This window comes from Clostridium intestinale (assembly GCF_035905475.1).
Taxonomy (GTDB): Bacteria; Bacillota; Clostridia; order Clostridiales; family Clostridiaceae; genus Clostridium_T; species Clostridium_T intestinale.
The window spans coordinates 3,183,756-3,199,602 of record NZ_CP121166.1; the positions used below are offsets into that span (position 1 = coordinate 3,183,756).

At 30.8% G+C, this 15,847-nt stretch carries 16 protein-coding genes and 1 tRNA gene; 8 read left to right on the forward strand and 9 right to left on the reverse strand.

The genetic code is table 11. From position 1 onward, the window contains the following. Positions 1–4: 4 nt before the first annotated feature. From glmU to purR, 3 genes are all read right to left on the reverse strand, one after another. Complete coding sequence (gene glmU / locus P8F83_RS16395) at positions 5–1,372, reverse strand: bifunctional UDP-N-acetylglucosamine diphosphorylase/glucosamine-1-phosphate N-acetyltransferase GlmU (protein WP_326511902.1); 1,368 nt, start codon at positions 1,370–1,372, stop codon at positions 5–7. A 194-nt stretch (positions 1,373–1,566) separates the two neighbouring features. After that, positions 1,567–1,842 carry a septation regulator SpoVG gene (gene spoVG, locus P8F83_RS16400; protein WP_021804406.1) on the reverse strand — a complete coding sequence of 92 codons (276 nt, stop codon included), beginning with the start codon at positions 1,840–1,842 and terminating at the stop codon, positions 1,567–1,569. Between the two features lie 111 nt (positions 1,843–1,953). After that, a complete protein-coding gene (gene purR / locus P8F83_RS16405; protein WP_326511903.1) occupies positions 1,954–2,775 on the reverse strand; it encodes a pur operon repressor in 822 nt (273 codons plus the stop codon). A 347-nt stretch (positions 2,776–3,122) separates the two neighbouring features. Here purR and murC point away from each other — a divergent pair, with 347 nt between their 5' ends. Then, positions 3,123–4,499 carry a UDP-N-acetylmuramate--L-alanine ligase gene (gene murC, locus P8F83_RS16410; protein WP_326511904.1) on the forward strand — a complete coding sequence of 459 codons (1,377 nt, stop codon included), beginning with the start codon at positions 3,123–3,125 and terminating at the stop codon, positions 4,497–4,499. A 41-nt stretch (positions 4,500–4,540) separates the two neighbouring features. On the opposite strand, the gene P8F83_RS16415 is transcribed toward murC, so the two are convergent. Beyond that, on the reverse strand, positions 4,541–5,104 hold the full coding sequence (locus P8F83_RS16415) for a YdcF family protein (RefSeq protein ID WP_326511905.1): 564 nt from the start codon (positions 5,102–5,104) through the stop codon (positions 4,541–4,543). Positions 5,105–5,273: 169 nt separating this feature from the next. On the opposite strand from P8F83_RS16415, the gene P8F83_RS16420 reads away from it, so the two are divergent. From P8F83_RS16420 to P8F83_RS16435, 4 genes are all read left to right on the forward strand, one after another. Next, the gene (locus P8F83_RS16420) at positions 5,274–6,299 is read left to right on the forward strand and encodes a LacI family DNA-binding transcriptional regulator (RefSeq protein WP_326511906.1); all 1,026 of its coding nucleotides are present in this window, start codon (positions 5,274–5,276) and stop codon (positions 6,297–6,299) included. A gap of 75 nt (positions 6,300–6,374) precedes the next feature. Further along, positions 6,375–7,547 (forward strand): phosphopentomutase, encoded by a 1,173-nt coding sequence (locus tag P8F83_RS16425; protein ID WP_326511907.1) that lies wholly within the window; start codon positions 6,375–6,377, stop codon positions 7,545–7,547. A gap of 15 nt (positions 7,548–7,562) precedes the next feature. Next, positions 7,563–8,381, forward strand: a complete 819-nt coding sequence (locus P8F83_RS16430) for a purine-nucleoside phosphorylase (RefSeq protein ID WP_326511908.1) — start codon at positions 7,563–7,565, stop codon at positions 8,379–8,381. 54 nt (positions 8,382–8,435) lie between these two features. Continuing rightward, positions 8,436–8,509: transfer RNA gene (locus P8F83_RS16435), tRNA-Gln, on the forward strand. Between the two features lie 147 nt (positions 8,510–8,656). Here the strand turns inward: P8F83_RS16435 and P8F83_RS16440 are convergent. Next, positions 8,657–9,730, reverse strand: a complete 1,074-nt coding sequence (locus P8F83_RS16440) for a M24 family metallopeptidase (protein ID WP_326511909.1) — start codon at positions 9,728–9,730, stop codon at positions 8,657–8,659. Positions 9,731–9,870: 140 nt separating this feature from the next. On the opposite strand from P8F83_RS16440, the gene P8F83_RS16445 reads away from it, so the two are divergent. Further along, on the forward strand, positions 9,871–10,569 hold the full coding sequence (locus P8F83_RS16445; protein ID WP_238903228.1) for a metallophosphoesterase family protein: 699 nt from the start codon (positions 9,871–9,873) through the stop codon (positions 10,567–10,569). A gap of 47 nt (positions 10,570–10,616) precedes the next feature. Here P8F83_RS16445 and P8F83_RS16450 read toward each other — a convergent pair whose 3' ends face one another. Continuing rightward, a complete protein-coding gene (locus P8F83_RS16450) occupies positions 10,617–10,766 on the reverse strand; it encodes a hypothetical protein (protein WP_156337883.1) in 150 nt (49 codons plus the stop codon). Between the two features lie 174 nt (positions 10,767–10,940). Here P8F83_RS16450 and asnS point away from each other — a divergent pair, with 174 nt between their 5' ends. After that, positions 10,941–12,338, forward strand: a complete 1,398-nt coding sequence (asnS, locus tag P8F83_RS16455; RefSeq protein ID WP_326511910.1) for an asparagine--tRNA ligase — start codon at positions 10,941–10,943, stop codon at positions 12,336–12,338. Between the two features lie 183 nt (positions 12,339–12,521). On the opposite strand, the gene P8F83_RS16460 is transcribed toward asnS, so the two are convergent. After that, a complete protein-coding gene (locus P8F83_RS16460) occupies positions 12,522–12,896 on the reverse strand; it encodes a hypothetical protein (RefSeq protein WP_326511911.1) in 375 nt (124 codons plus the stop codon). 427 nt (positions 12,897–13,323) lie between these two features. Further along, the gene (locus tag P8F83_RS16465) at positions 13,324–14,115 is read right to left on the reverse strand and encodes a Cof-type HAD-IIB family hydrolase (protein ID WP_326511912.1); all 792 of its coding nucleotides are present in this window, start codon (positions 14,113–14,115) and stop codon (positions 13,324–13,326) included. 152 nt (positions 14,116–14,267) lie between these two features. On the opposite strand from P8F83_RS16465, the gene P8F83_RS16470 reads away from it, so the two are divergent. After that, positions 14,268–14,816, forward strand: coding sequence for a hypothetical protein (locus tag P8F83_RS16470; RefSeq protein WP_326511913.1), 549 nt, complete (start codon positions 14,268–14,270; stop codon positions 14,814–14,816). Positions 14,817–14,840: 24 nt separating this feature from the next. Here the strand turns inward: P8F83_RS16470 and P8F83_RS16475 are convergent, their stop codons facing one another. Beyond that, a complete protein-coding gene (locus tag P8F83_RS16475; RefSeq protein WP_315110194.1) occupies positions 14,841–15,785 on the reverse strand; it encodes a magnesium transporter CorA family protein in 945 nt (314 codons plus the stop codon). Positions 15,786–15,847 lie beyond the last annotated feature (62 nt).

Genomic DNA, 15,847 nt, shown 5'->3' on the forward strand with positions numbered 1-15,847 from the left:
TATGTTACTTTTTTAAGCCCTTTTTATTGACCCAACCTTCGATATTTACTTGTTTTGCTCTTGCAATAGCCAAGCTACCTTCTGGAACTTCTTTAGTTATAGTAGATCCAGCCGCTATGTAAGTATTGTCTTTCACCTCAACAGGTGATACTAGATTTGTATTACAGCCTATAAATGAATTATCTCCAATTATAGTTTTATTCTTATTTTTTCCATCATAATTAACCACAACTGTTCCACAACCAAAGTTGCAGTTTTCACCAACTTCAGCATCTCCTATATATGTTAGGTGAGATACCTTAGTATTGTTTCCAATTGTAGATTTCTTTATTTCAACAAAGTCACCTATTCTAACTTTATCACCGATATTTGATTCAGGTCTTACATAGGCAAAAGGTCCTACAGTAGTATTGTCTCCTATTTTACTTTGTAAAATAACTGAACTTTGAATTTCTACCTCATTACCAATAACTGAAGAATCTATTCTAGAATTCGGGTAAAGTACACAATCAGTACCTATTTCGGACTTTCCTTCTAAAACATTGCCTGGATATATTATTGTATCCTGTCCAATAACAACGTCTACTCCTATATATGTATTACTAGGGTCTATTATAGTAACTCCATTATCTAAATGTTTTTTATTAATTACTTTTCTCATAATTACTTCTGCTTGAGCTAACTCAGCTCTTGAATTAACTCCAAGAGTCTCGTCGAATTCAGTAATAACTGCTCCAAGTTTTTTACCTTCAGACTTTAATATTGAGATTACATCTGTTAAATAATATTCCCCTTGAGCATTATTATTAGATAACTTTTCTAAAGCTCCTAAAAGGGCTTTAATATCGAAACAATACATACCTGCATTTATCTCATTTATCTTAATCTCATCTTCGTTACAATCCTTATGTTCAACTATTCTCTCAATTTCATTTCCATTTCTTATTATTCTTCCATATCCTGTTGGATCTTGTATTAATGAAGTTAATAAGGTTCCAGTATTCCCATTTTCTATGTGATTATCTAAAAGTTTTTTTACTGTTTCTTTTCTTATTAGAGGTGCGTCTCCAGTAAATATTGCAACTACGCCATCCTTGTCCTTCAAGAATTCTTTAGCACACTTTACCGCATGACCTGTACCTAATTGTTCTTCTTGTAGTGAATACGATACATTTCTACTTTCAGTAGCTTTTTGTACTAATTCAGCACCTTTACCTATAATTATATTTACATCTTCAATGTTTGCTTCTCTCATGGTGTCTATAACGTGATTAATCATTTCCTTACCACATACTTTATGAAGTACTTTAGGAAGATTTGATTTTATTCGCTTTCCTTGTCCTGCTGCTAATATTAAAGCACTTTTAAACATCCATTCCACCTCAACAATTTTTGCATATTAAAATAAAATTTTAATAATTTCTAAATGCATCTATTACATTATAGGGTATTAAAACTACTATTTCAACCTAATAAATATAATTAGAATTATCCCTAATTTTCTGAATTTTCAATAACAAACCACACAGTAAAAAAAGGAAGCACTGCCTCCTTTTTTACACGTAATTATTCCTCTACGATTTCTTCTACTTTAGCTTTTTCATATTCATCTAAAATAGCGTTTTGGATCTTTTCTCTGGTATCTGTATTTATTGGATGCGCTATATCCTTAAATTCTCCATCCGGAGTCTTTCTACTAGGCATTGCAATAAATAGACCATTTTGGCCTTCAATAACTTTAATGTCATGTACAACAAACTCATTATCAAAGGTCACAGAAACTATAGCTTTCATTTTGCCTTCAGCAGCTATTTTTCTTATTCTTACGTCTGTGATTTGCACTTCACTACACCTCCAGTTGTTTATTGTAGTTAATATTCTATAAAAGTTAGTAAAATCCTCTTTTTTGTAGAAAAATTAATATTTTTTTAACATTAATTTTAATTTTTCTATTTATATATTTTTATTAGTCGAGGGTTGTAAATCAACCACGCCATTTTTGTCTACATTTTTTAAATCTATAATCGAATAATAGTTTTCTACAAGCTTTGTTTCAGCACCAGTATGATCAACTAGTACCCCAATACCAACAAGCTCACAGTCAAACTCCTTAAGCAAATCATTAATTCCTTTTGCAGTTCCTCCACCTTTTAGAAAATCGTCTACAAAAATACATTTACTTTCTTTCTTTAACGACTTTTTAGAAAGAGACATTTGTTGAATTTTGCCACTGCTTCCAGAAACATAATTTATGGTAACTGTTGGTCCTTCTGTGACTTTATTGTTATCTCTTCTAGCTATTACTAGCTCAACCCCTAAATTTTTAGCAACTTCATATGCTAAAGGAATCCCCTTAGTTTCAACAGTAACAACATAATCAACTTTTTCTTTTCCTAAATACTCTGATAATATAACCCCAGCCTTACCTATAATCTGTGGATTATACATAAGATCTGTCATGTATATAAAATTACCTGGAACAATTCTAGATGGATCTCTTAAAAGTTCACATAATTGTTCTCCAAAGTTGTCCTTATTTTCTTCACTGATTCCATTTATAAATCTTATTCCACCAGCTGCTCCTGAAATAGTCTCAACTCTACCCATGTGTAACTTTTCTAAAACTTCTCTAACTATTACTATATCTTCACTAATAGTCGACTTAGCAGCATTTAATAAATCCGAAAATTTATTAAGTCCTATCACTTTATTAGGATTTTCTATTAACGATTTAGTAATAGCTACAACTCTACTATTTCTACTTAATTTTTCCACTCTAATCACCTACAATTTTTAATATAATTAACGAATTTTCTCTCTCTTAAACACTCTTAATATTCATATTTTATTCCATATTATATCCTTTATCAATACAATTTAATCAATTATTATGGATATTTCATAATTTATATAAAATTTCTTTTAATGTGATTATTTTTCATAGGTATATGTTAATACTTTCTCATATAAGAATTTATTCCAAATAACGAAAAAGAACACTCTTACGAAACATAGACGAACTTTTTTCATGGATTTTGCATATAAATACATGTAAAGGTGTGTTCAATTCTGTAAAAATGTATATAATTAAATAATGTAGTTAACAAAAGGAGTTGATATTAGTGTCTTTTGATTTTTTAAAGGATAAGCATATGAAAGTGCATTTTATAGGTATAGGCGGAATAAGTATGAGTGGTTTAGCTGCAGTACTTTTAAACGGAGGATATAGAGTATCTGGTTCTGATGCAAAAGCATCTAAGATAACTGAGTCATTAAAGAGTAAAGGCGCAGAAGTATACATAGGCCACAATAGTGATAACATTAAAGATGCTGACCTAGTTGTTTATACAGCTGCTATCCCAAAGGATAACCCTGAATTACTAGAGAGCATATCAAAAAATATACCTTTAATGGATAGAGCTGAGTTCTTAGGGCATATAATGAATGGTCATAAATATAATGTAGCTGTAGCTGGAACACACGGTAAGACTACAACTACATCTATGATATCTCACATTACATTAGAAGGTAACTTGGATCCAACAATTTTAGTCGGCGGAGAATTGGACATCATAAATGGTAATTATAAAGTGGGAAATTCCGAATATTTCATCACAGAAGCCTGTGAATACAAGGAATCATTTTTAAGTTTTTATCCTTATATAGGAATAATATTAAATATTGATGCTGACCATCTAGATTACTATAGAGATATAAATCACATTCAAGAAACTTTCGAAAAATTTATAGATATTATACCAAATGACGGTTATGTAATTGGTAATGCAGATGATGAGAGAGTTAGAAAGGCAATGTCTAAAGCTGAATGTAATGTTATAGGTTACGGAATTGACAATGGAGATATTTTGGCTAAAAATATCAGCTATGATAATAAAGGTTGTGGAACATTTGATGTTTATAAAAATGATACTAAATTATTCACTTTATCTTTAAGTGCTCCTGGTAGACACAATGTATTAAATGCCCTTTCAACAGTAGCTGTAGGTCTAATATTTAACTTATCAGATGATGCAATCATAAATGGTTTAAAAGCCTTTGGGGGTGCCCATAAGAGATTTGAATATAAAGGTGTTAAAGATGGAGTTACTGTAATAGATGACTATGCTCATCACCCAGTAGAAATACAAGCTACCTTAAGCACAGCAACTAAAATTCCTCATAATAAAACCTATTGTGTTTTCCAACCACATACTTATACTAGAACAAAAACATTATTTAAGGAATTCACAGAATGCTTCGACCATGCTGACGAAGTAATATTAATGGATATCTATGCTGCTAGAGAAAAAGACCTAGGAGAAATAAGTTCTAAAATCCTTGGTGATGCTTTAAGAGAAAAAGGTATAAAATGTACCAATGTATCTTCTCATAAAGAAGCTTTAGATTACGTTAAAACTATAGTAAAAGATAAAGATCTTCTTTTAACTGTAGGTGCAGGAGATGTAGTTCAAGTTGGAGAAATGTTTTTAAATGAATAACCCTTAAATAATAAAACAGCTGTTTTTATACAGCTGTTTTATTATTTAAAAATATCTTTCATTAAACCTAATATTTCTCTCAATCCACCATAAATTTCAGTATACCACTTATCTTTTACAAAAATGCCTGAGAAACTTGCTTTCAAACCTAATTTATCACTAATTAACTTTGCTCTTCTAAGATGGAACTTGTTAGATACAATAAGAACATCTTTAAAATTTTTATCCTCTACTATCTTCTTTGAATTAACCAAATTTTCATAAGTATTTGTAGATTTATCTTCTAGTATAAGTTTTTCACCATCTATTCCTTCATTTATAAGTATTCTTCTCATACATTCAGCTTCTGATATATTCTCACCCTGCCCTTTACCACCAGAAAGGATTATATACTCTGAGTATCCCTCTTTATAAAGCCTACTTGCTAACATAGTTCTTTCATATAAAAATCTAGTAGGATTTTCTCCATTAACCTTACAACCTAAAACTATAATAGCATCGCTCTTTTGTGGTTTATTAAAATAGTCTGTTGAGAATATAAAGGTTTCAGTTAAAATCAATAGAACTATTAAAGATCCAATCATTTTAAAAATTCTCTTCCTCATAAAGTTCTCCTCAATAAATATTATTTTTTATGCTGGTTAATTGTTACCATTTAATTATACTTAATTTTTAAGGAATATCATAATATCTATTGATTTTTACATAGAACTATTGTAAATTGAACTTAAAATAAAACCATTTTTCCATGGTCAAAACTTAGGAGGAGTTTAGATGGCAGCAACAATTAGTGATATAGCTAAGGCAGCAGGAGTTTCTTTAGCTACCGTATCAAGGGTTTTGAACAATTCTGGATATGTAAAAGAGGAAACGAAAGAAAAAATACTTAAAGCCATTAAAGATTACAACTATACACCATCTGCTATAGCTAGAAGTTTATCAAAAAAACAAACTAATACTATAGGAGTAATTGTTCCTGATATCACTAATCCCTTTTATGGCGAGATGATACGTGGAATTACAAAAGTGGCAGAAGAGCACGGATTAAATATACTTTTATGGGATTCTCATGAATCAGTAGAGAGAGAAATTAAAAGCATTCAAGCCCTTAGAGAACATAGAATTAGAGGAATATTAATTACACCAACTTCTTCTGAAGATGATAGAAATGCTGAATGCATTAAAAATCTAGAAAACTTAGGGATTCCAGTAGTTTTAATAGATGGTCATTTAAAATATTCTAACTTTAGCGGTATATTTGTGGACAACATTCAAGGAAGCTACGATGCTGTAAATGCTTTAATTAAAGAAAATCATAAAAAAATAGCCATAATTACAGGTAGAATGAATTCTAAAACAGCTCAAGAAAGACTTGAAGGTTATGAAAGAGCCCTTTTAGAAAACAATATTTCTGTAAACAAAAATTACATATTATATGGTGACTATAGCCTAGAGTCTGGTTATAATTTAACTAAGGATATACTTTCAATGAAAGATAAACCTACAGCTATATTTACTTCATCAAATCAAATGACAGTAGGTGCTCTTAAAGCCTTGTCGGAACATAATCTTAAAACCCCTGAAGATATTTCTTTAATTGCTTTTGATAAAGTTGATATTTTTAATATATTGGGGTTAAATATTAGTTATGTAGATGGGCCAAGCACTGAATTAGGTGAAATTGGTATGAGTTTACTATTAGAATTTCTAAATTCTGAATATAATAATAAAGAAGAGAAAAAAATCACTCTAACACCCACTTTAATTTTAAAAGGATCAGAGAAGCTAATAAAAAAATAGAGATTTATTCTCTTTTCTTTTTAGAAAAACAGTAAAGCGTTTCCATAAAAAAATAAAAACTTACGGAGGTATTTTATGATAAAAAGAGTTATTCTAATAATCCTAGACAGCGTAGGAATGGGAGCACTTCCAGATGCTGATAAATACGGAGATGTAGGTGCAGATACCATAGGTCATGTTGCTAAATTTAATGGTGGTTTAAAACTTCCTAACATGGAATCTATAGGACTAGGCTCAATTGAAGGAATACAAAATATAAATAAAGTTAGTAATCCTTTAGGCTGCTATGGTAAATTCTATGAAGCATCTAATGGTAAAGATACTGTAACAGGTCATTGGGAAATGGTTGGAGTAAAATCTGAAATCCCACTACCTACTTATCCAAATGGATTTCCAGCTGAAATCATTAAAGAATTTGAAGAAAAAACAGGTAGAAAAGTAATAGGTAATAAACCTGCTTCTGGTACAGAAATATTAGATGAATTAGGAGAAGAGCAATTAAAAACTGGCTCACTAATAGTTTATACTTCTGCTGACTCTGTTTTTCAAATAGCTGCTCATGAAGATATAATTCCTATTGAGGAACTATATAAATATTGTGAAATCGCTAGAGAAATGCTTACTGGTGATAATGCTGTAGCTCGTGTTATTGCTAGACCATATCTAGGCGAACCTGGAAACTTTATCAGAACTTCAAACAGAAAAGACTATGCTTTACTACCACCTCATGCTACTGCTTTAGATAAGTTACAAGAAGCTGGCGTTAAAGTAATGGCTGTAGGTAAAATTGAAGATATCTTCTCTGGTAAAGGTATCTACTCTGCTGTTCATACCAAAGACAATATGGATGGCGTAGATAAAACCCTTGATTATATGAAAACTGAAAAAGAGGGTCTTATTTTCACTAACTTAGTTGATTTTGATATGAAATGGGGACATAGAAATGACCCTAAGTCTTATGGTAAAGGTCTAGAAGATTTCGATGTTAGACTTAAGGAAATCATGCAAAACATGGAATCTGATGATATACTATTTATAACAGCAGACCATGGATGTGACCCCACATATCCTGGAACAGACCACACCAGAGAATATGTACCTTTCTTAGCTTATGGAGAACCACTTAAAAAAGGCTATAATTTAGGAACTAAAGTAGGATTCTTCAATATGGGGCAAACTATTTGTGATATCTTTAATAGTGAAACAATAATAAACGGGGATAGTTTCCTTGGTGAAATTTTAAAATAATAGGGAGATGTTAAGATGGATTTAGATTTAAGAATAAAGGAAGCCGCTGAATATATATTATCAAAAAGTAAATATAAACCTGAAATTGGTCTTATTCTTGGTTCAGGACTCGGTGCAATAGCTGACGATATAGAAGATGCTGAATACTATGACTACAATGATATACCTCACTTTCCTGTTTCAACAGTAGAAGGTCATGCTGGAAGATTAGTAATAGGAAAACTTCAAGGTAAAGACGTATTAGCTATGCAAGGAAGATTTCACTTTTATGAAGGCTATAAGATGCACGATGTTACCTTTCCAGTAAGAGTAATGCATTTATTATCAGTAAAAAAATTAATTGTTACAAATGCTGCTGGTGCTGTTAATACATCCTTTACTCCTGGAGATTTAATGTTAATCACAGATCACATTAATCTATCTGGAGATAATCCTTTAATAGGAAAAAATCTTAAAGATTTCGGAACTAGATTCCCAGATATGTCGACTGCCTACGATGTTGACTTAAGAAATACAGTTAAACAAATAGCTACTGACTTAGGAATAGATCTTAAAGAAGGAGTTTATTGTATGATGAGTGGTCCAACTTATGAAACTCCTGCTGAAATTAGAATGATTAGAATAATTGGTGGAGATGCTGCTGGAATGTCAACAGCGCCTGAGGTTATAGTTGCTAAACATCAAGGTATGAAGGTTTTAGGAATATCATGTATGACTAATATGGCTGCTGGTATATTAGATCAACCATTAAGTCATGAAGAAGTTATGGAAACATCTGAAAATGTAAAAAGTAAATTTATAACTTTAATGAATAATATAATAAAAACAATTTAAAACATTTGCAATTTTCCACATATGAATTTATAATATTTTTATGTGGAAATTTAATGCCAGATCGTCTAAGGGTAGGACAGCAGACTCTGACTCTGCACGTGTGGGTTCGAATCCTACTCTGGCAGCCAATTATAAGCTATTACAGTTTTGTAGTAGCTTTTTTATTTATACAAACTATAATTAAAAATACAGCGGCTCGTAGAGCCGCCTGTATTTTTATAGAAAAGTCATAAAGTCATACAATCTAATCCTGTTAGTCTCAACAGGACAGAGGTCTATAAAACTATTAACTCCTTAGTAACTTTATTTAAAACTTCTACTCCATCTTCAGTTACTAAAACTAAATCTTCTATTCTCACGCCTACATCTCCAGATAAATATATACCTGGTTCTACTGAAAATATATTTCCTACTTGTAACTTATCATTGTTCACAGAGCTAACATCACCGTAATCATGAACTTCTATACCTATTGAGTGCCCTGTTCTGTGGGTAAAATATTGTCCATATCCATAAGATTCAATTGTACTTCTAGCACCTCTGTCTACCTCACTGAAAAGTGCTCCTGGCTTTACAGCCTTTATTCCTTTTTCATTTGCCTCTTTTACTATGTTATATACTTCTCTTCCCTTAACGCTTGGTTCTCCATAAAATACTGTTCTAGTCATGTCAGAACAATAATGGTTATATAAGCACCCTATATCTATTACAACCCCTTCCCCTTTCTTTAAAAAGGATCTATCAGGTTCATGGTGAGGGTCAGCAGCGTTAGCTCCATAAGCTATAATTGGAGAAAAAGAAAAACCATCTGCTCCTTCCTTTTCATAAAGTTCTCCTAAAAGACTACACATTTCTTTTTCTGTTTTTACTTCCCCGACACTTCTCCATATTTCTTTCATAGCTCTATCATTAAGTTCACTTGCTTTTCTCATTAATTCAATTTCTTCTAAGTCCTTAACTGCTCTAGCCTTATCTATGATTACGGAGCCATTAACAAATGCTTTACCTCCACCTAACTCCATAAGCTTAATTAAAAAATGAGCTGGCCAATTTTTATCTATTCCAACTGCGCTATTTTTGTTGATAAATTTACTTAATAGAAGTACAGGATTTTCTATATCCTTATACCAAACTATATCTAAACCTAAATCCTCATTAACTGGAAACAATTCATTTATAATAAGTTTAGGTGATGATTTTGTACTAATATAAAGAGCAATCATTCGCTCTCCTGGCTCAAACCACTTACCAGTTAAATAAAATATTGCCGCTGGTGATGAAATTACCATCTGCTCTAAACCTTCAGCATTCATCTCTATAAGAATCTTTTTTAATCTACTATCTTTCATGGATTTTCCTCCTTAAATATTTACTACCTCAATATTACTACTACATGAAATAAAAATCAAAAACACATAATATTTTGTCATTATAAGCCTGACTGGGTGTTATAATAATATTATTAGCTAGATTAGGAGGATTAATATAAATGAGAATAGCAGTTATATCCGATATACATGGGAATATTTATGCACTAATGAAAGTTTTAGAAGAAATTGATAGCGAAAATATAGATTTTATAATGTGTTTAGGAGATCTTGTGGGGTATGGTCCTCATCCTAACGAGGTTATAGCTTTAATGAAAAGAAAAAGAATTCCTTGTCTAAAAGGAAACTATGATGCTTCTGTAGTAGACAATGAATATAGTTATATAAGAAACACCTCAATAAATTCATTTTCACTCCCTTGGACTGTAGATGAACTTAGGGCCTCCAATAGGCACTATTTAAATAATCTACCTTTATCTATGAGTATGGAATTTGAAGGCAAGAAAATAACTTTTGTACATGGAAGTCCAAGAAAAATAAATGAATATCTATTACAAGATGGTGAAAACACCAAAGAGATTATGGAAACTTTTGATGGAGACATTCTAGTGTGTGCTCATACTCACATCCCATCCTATAAAGAGTTTGGAGATAAGTTATTTATAAATGGTGGTTCTGTTGGAAAACCTAAAATAGGCAATCCTAATGCAACTTATGCAATACTTGAACTTGAAAATGGCAGTAAACCTACAGTAAAGTTTAAAGAAGTTCCTTATGAATATAAGCGTATTATTAAAGATATGGAAATATTAAAATTCCCTTCTCAGCTTATATATACTTTTGAAACGGGAAATGAATAAGTGGATTATAGAGAATTGATACCTTATATCAATTCTCTATTTTTTATCTATATTTTATTCTTCATTTCTTCAAGATCATTTAATCTCATTTCTAGTAACTCCATGATTACCTCCCTAGAATCAGGAGCAACCATTAGCATTGCTTTTATAAGTTCTACTTCCTTTAATAACTCCTGTACAATATCTTGATTCGTCAATATCCTCTCCCTCCTTAAAATAACTGTATGTCCATATACATTATTATGAGATAATGTTTGCAAATATTAAATTTTTGCGGTAGAATCATTATGAGTTTATTATAATTTGGAAATTATTCTTTCATCATTTTTGATGAAGGCTTTTTTTATTTTAAAATATTAAGGAGGTTCCTTATGAATAAAGATGTTTTAGTGAAATCTTTATATAGAGATTCACATGAATTTATTAACAAGCAAGTTACAGTAAGTGGATGGGTAAGAACCCTTAGATCTTCTAATGCATTTGGCTTTATTGAACTTAATGATGGTTCTTTTTTTAAAAACTTACAAGTAGTTTTAGATGCTACTAAACTTGAGAACTTTAAAGAAATAGCAAAACTACCTATAAGTTCATCAATATCCGTTACCGGTACCTTAATAGAAACACCAGAGGCTAAACAACCTTTTGAAATTCAAGCTGAAGTGATAACGATTGAGGGTATGAGTTCTTCTGATTATCCACTACAAAAGAAAAGACACACGTTTGAGTACCTAAGAACTATAGCTCATTTAAGACCTAGAAGTAATGCTTTTTCTGCTGTATTTAGAGTTCGTTCTGTAGCAGCTTATGCTATACACAAGTTCTTCCAAGAAAGAAACTTTGTATATACACACACACCAATAATAACTGGTTCTGACGCTGAAGGTGCTGGAGAAATGTTTAAAGTTACTACTTTAGATTTACATAACATACCTAAGACAGAAGAAGGTAAAATAGATTACTCTGATGACTTCTTCGGAAAAGAATCTAATCTTACAGTATCAGGTCAATTAAATGGCGAAGCTTACGCTTTAGCTTTTAGAAATATATATACCTTTGGACCAACTTTTAGAGCAGAAAACTCTAACACTGCAAGACATGCAGCAGAGTTCTGGATGATTGAACCAGAAATATCTTTTGCAGACCTTAAAGATGATATGGAACTTGCTGAAGATATGCTTAAGTATGTTATTAGCTACGTAATGAATGAATGTCCAGAAGAAATTGAATTCTTCAATCAATTTATAGATAAAGGTTTATTAGAGAGATTAAATCATGTTGTAAATTCTGATTTTGGTAAAGTGACTTACACAGAAGCTGTAGAATTACTACAAAAATCTGATAAGAAATTTGAATACCCAGTTAAATGGGGAATAGATCTTCAAACTGAACATGAGAGATATTTAACTGAAGAAATCTTCAAAAGACCTGTATTTGTAACAGATTATCCTAAAGAAATAAAAGCCTTCTACATGAGACTTAATGATGATGGAAAAACTGTTGCAGCTATGGACTGTTTAGTTCCTGGAATAGGAGAAATAATAGGTGGTTCTCAAAGAGAAGAAAGATTAGAAGCTCTTAAGAACAGAATGTCTGAACTTAATCTACGCGAGGAAGATTACTGGTGGTATTTAGAACTTAGAAAATACGGAGAAACTCCTCATGCTGGATTTGGTTTAGGTTTCGAAAGACTTATAATGTATATAACAGGAATGTCCAACATAAGAGACGTAATACCATTCCCAAGAACTACAGGGCAAGCAGACTTTTAATAGGCTAATGGCTTAGAAGTGGCTTATTTTAAGGATATATTAATTAATCTATCTTTAAATTTTAGTAAAATAACATAACCTGAAAATAATAAGAGGAATAGCTTTATATTTTGGCTATTTCTCTTTTTTTACTTCATTTATTACATTCCTTTTAGGTAAGATAAATACAATTTGTTTCCTTTCCTATTTCTTAGGTTTAAAATTACTCTTATATAAAGCATAAGCAAGTGCAACTAAATTTAAGCCAATAAAAAATATTATAATTATTGATAAAAATAAAGGTTTATATCTACTTGCAACTTCTGGATATTGACCATCTACTTGTACAAACATAATAATAGTTCCTAATAATAAAGTTGTCATAATTACCAATCCATATAGGTACGATATCTCCTTTTTACTTCCTTTATATTTTTTAACAATTATAAAACCTATTATCATGCATAACCCTATTATTCCCGTAATAACAGGCAATGGTATTCCTTCTATTCCTATTGTTCTAATAGCGAATAATGCTATTGATATTAGAACAACTGCCCAAGCATTTTTATTTTTCATTATTTCTCCTTTATTTTTATACTACTTCATCCAAATACTTCTGAGTAACTATATTACTATTAAAGCTATTATATCACCTAGTAAGCTTCTTATATAGTTAAAAGCATCCTAATGAAATTCTTCGAATTTCTATAAAGCATAGGTGTACTATTTTTCGACTTTATGGTTAATCTACTATACAGCTAGTCGACTTTATGGTTGTTCTACTATATGGTTAGTCGACTTTATGGCTTTCCTTTTTCTCAACTAAATGATTAGACTGGCGCTGAAAGACACGCCTACCGATTAGGAGTGTATGGTTTTTCTACTATACAGCCTAAAGTTTAGCAGGATTCTAATGAAGTTCTATAGGACAACTCTCCAATGAATTTATGGATAAAAAATAGCACTGACGCCATTTAATAGCTCAGTGCTTATATACTATTTGCTATATTAACTCAAAAGCCTTCATAGCATTATAAATTCCATCATCAAATATATTTGAAGTTATGTAGTCAGCTACTTCCTTAAGTTCTTCTACTGCATTTCCCATTGCTATTCCTGTGTTTACCTTCTTTATCATTTCTACGTCATTATGTCCATCTCCAAAGGCATAGGTGTTTTCCATAGGTATCTCTAAATGTTTGGTTATATACTCTATAGCTTCTGCTTTTCCCCAGTCCTTAAGGGATACGTCTGCTGACATATCTGCTCCATGTGCATTGAAGATGAGCATGTCCTTAAAATATTCACGGCATTTTTCTAATACTGAATCATCCTTATAAAATATATCTAAAGAACTTGCTTCTACATCTTCTAACTTCCACTCTTCTAAAATATATGCTTCTCCTGGGAATTGTGAATTATATCTATCAATTCTTCTTCTATCCATCTTATAAGAATATCCTTTATAGCCTCCAGCAAAATTACAAGAAACACCTAGCTCATCAAAGGATTTTATAAGAGATGTTAACATATTCTGAGATAAATTTCTCCCATAAACCTTCTCCCCTTTAAAAAATATCTCTGTTCCATTTCCAGATATATAGCCATCAAACATATCTGTTCCAAATTTATCATTTATAAATCTTATTTGTCTTCCACTGCATATAAAAGCTAAATTTCCTTTTTCTCTAAATTTTTTTATAGCTAGTTTTGTACTTTCTGGCATTATTAAAACATTTTCTTTATGTTCAACTAATGTTCCATCTATATCAAAAAATGCTATTTTGTTTCTCATAAGTTCTCCTCCTCTTATATAATTAAAATCTTCTCTACCTATAAAGTATATCATAGTTAAATACAGCCTTAAATTCCTTAATAAATACTTTGACATAAAGCAATATTTTCTTTAAAGTATAAGTAATAATAATTCTTAATTGGGAGGTATTAATGAAAAATCAAGCGCAACAGCTTACATTAATTGCTATAACCATAGCCCTACTCATAGTTGGGGGTGGGGTTATCTACTCAGCTAGCTACCTTTTAGGTGGTTCACAAATAATCAAAATACTTCTAATGTCGCTTTATTTTAGTGTTCTTTTATATTTACTTATTCTTAGATGTAGTGATATTGGAACTTTAACTACTTTATCAATAGTATTAGGCCTTATTCTATCTGTATTTAGTCCATTAATGACTTTAGCAATAATTCTTTCTGGAGTTTTTACTGATTTGACTAGCTATTTAATATTTAAGGGATATGGAAAAGGCAAGCAAAAAATTATAAGTATCGGTTTTTACCCTTTATACTCTGTAGTATTTTCCTTATTAGCTACTTCTGCTTTAACAATTAGATTTCATAACACTATGATCGTTTTTATAGTCTATGTCTTAGGTGGACTAGCTGCATTTATACTAGGGATTATTGGTGGCTACTTAGGCTATTATTTAAATAATAAATATATACATGTTGAAAAACAATTTAACATACAAAAATAAAAAGAGGCTAAGCCTCTTTTTTTATTAAAACATATCTTTTTTCTTTAAGTATAAAGTTGAACCTACACATAGAAGAACAATAAACAACACTACAGATAAAAGACCATATGGACTTTCTAGAAGAGGGTTCCCCCCTACGTTCATTCCAAATATTCCTGATATCATATTAGGAATAGACATTACTATTGTTACAGATGCTAACACCTTCATAACTATGTTAAGATTATTAGCAATTACTGATGCAAATGCATCCATAGTCCCTGCTAATATATCACTATATATCCCTGACATCTCTATGGCCTGTTTATTTTCTATAATAACATCCTCTAAAACATCATTGTCTTCAGGATACTTTTGCATGATCTGCATCTTAAGCATTTTTTCTAGAGTTATTTCATTAGACTTTAATGAAGTTGAGAAATAAACCAATGACTTCTCTAAAGATAATAACTGAATAAGTTCTTTATTTTTCATGGATTTATGAAGTTTCTTTTCAACCATTACACTCTTTTTATCTATTTGTCTTAAGTAAAGTAAATAATATGTTGATATTCTATTTAATATTTGAAGTATAAATCTAGATCTCTTAAAGGTATAAAAACTTCTAATATCACCTTTCGCAAAATCAGTTAATATTTTTGAATTCTTTAAACAAACTGTTATAATTTCTTTTTCTGTATGAATTATTCCTAATGGATAAGTATCATATGTTAGCGAATTATCTTCCATCTCCGTAAAAGGTATATCCACTATAACTAAAATATTATTATCTATTATATCAATTCTTGAAGTCTCCTCATCATCTAGAGGCGCCTTTAAAAATTCAAGAGGTACCCCAGTTTTCTTAGACAATAGTATTATTTCCTGTTCCGTGGGAGCTACCACATTAATCCAGCATCCTGGTTCTATATTTTCTAAGGCTCTTAGGGTTGTATTAGTTTCATTAGTAGTTCTATATATGTTTATCATAATAACTACCTCCTCTCTTTTTTCCACATTCATTATAACAGGTAATAATTAAAAAGAACATG

Excerpts from the sequence above, each read along its gene's own strand:
- P8F83_RS16445 (WP_238903228.1), top strand. The coding sequence starts at position 9,871 with ATGAGAATAGCAGTTATATCCGATATACATGGGAATATTTATGCACTA.
- P8F83_RS16425 (WP_326511907.1), top strand. The coding sequence starts at position 6,375 with ATGATAAAAAGAGTTATTCTAATAATCCTAGACAGCGTAGGAATGGGA.
- P8F83_RS16430 (WP_326511908.1), top strand. The coding sequence starts at position 7,563 with ATGGATTTAGATTTAAGAATAAAGGAAGCCGCTGAATATATATTATCA.
- asnS (WP_326511910.1), top strand. The coding sequence starts at position 10,941 with ATGAATAAAGATGTTTTAGTGAAATCTTTATATAGAGATTCACATGAA.
- P8F83_RS16420 (WP_326511906.1), top strand. The coding sequence starts at position 5,274 with ATGGCAGCAACAATTAGTGATATAGCTAAGGCAGCAGGAGTTTCTTTA.
- P8F83_RS16470 (WP_326511913.1), top strand. The coding sequence starts at position 14,268 with ATGAAAAATCAAGCGCAACAGCTTACATTAATTGCTATAACCATAGCC.
- P8F83_RS16440 (WP_326511909.1), bottom strand. The coding sequence starts at position 9,730 with ATGAAAGATAGTAGATTAAAAAAGATTCTTATAGAGATGAATGCTGAA.
- glmU (WP_326511902.1), bottom strand. The coding sequence starts at position 1,372 with ATGTTTAAAAGTGCTTTAATATTAGCAGCAGGACAAGGAAAGCGAATA.
- P8F83_RS16465 (WP_326511912.1), bottom strand. The coding sequence starts at position 14,115 with ATGAGAAACAAAATAGCATTTTTTGATATAGATGGAACATTAGTTGAA.
- P8F83_RS16460 (WP_326511911.1), bottom strand. The coding sequence starts at position 12,896 with ATGAAAAATAAAAATGCTTGGGCAGTTGTTCTAATATCAATAGCATTA.
- P8F83_RS16475 (WP_315110194.1), bottom strand. The coding sequence starts at position 15,785 with ATGATAAACATATATAGAACTACTAATGAAACTAATACAACCCTAAGA.
- P8F83_RS16415 (WP_326511905.1), bottom strand. The coding sequence starts at position 5,104 with ATGAGGAAGAGAATTTTTAAAATGATTGGATCTTTAATAGTTCTATTG.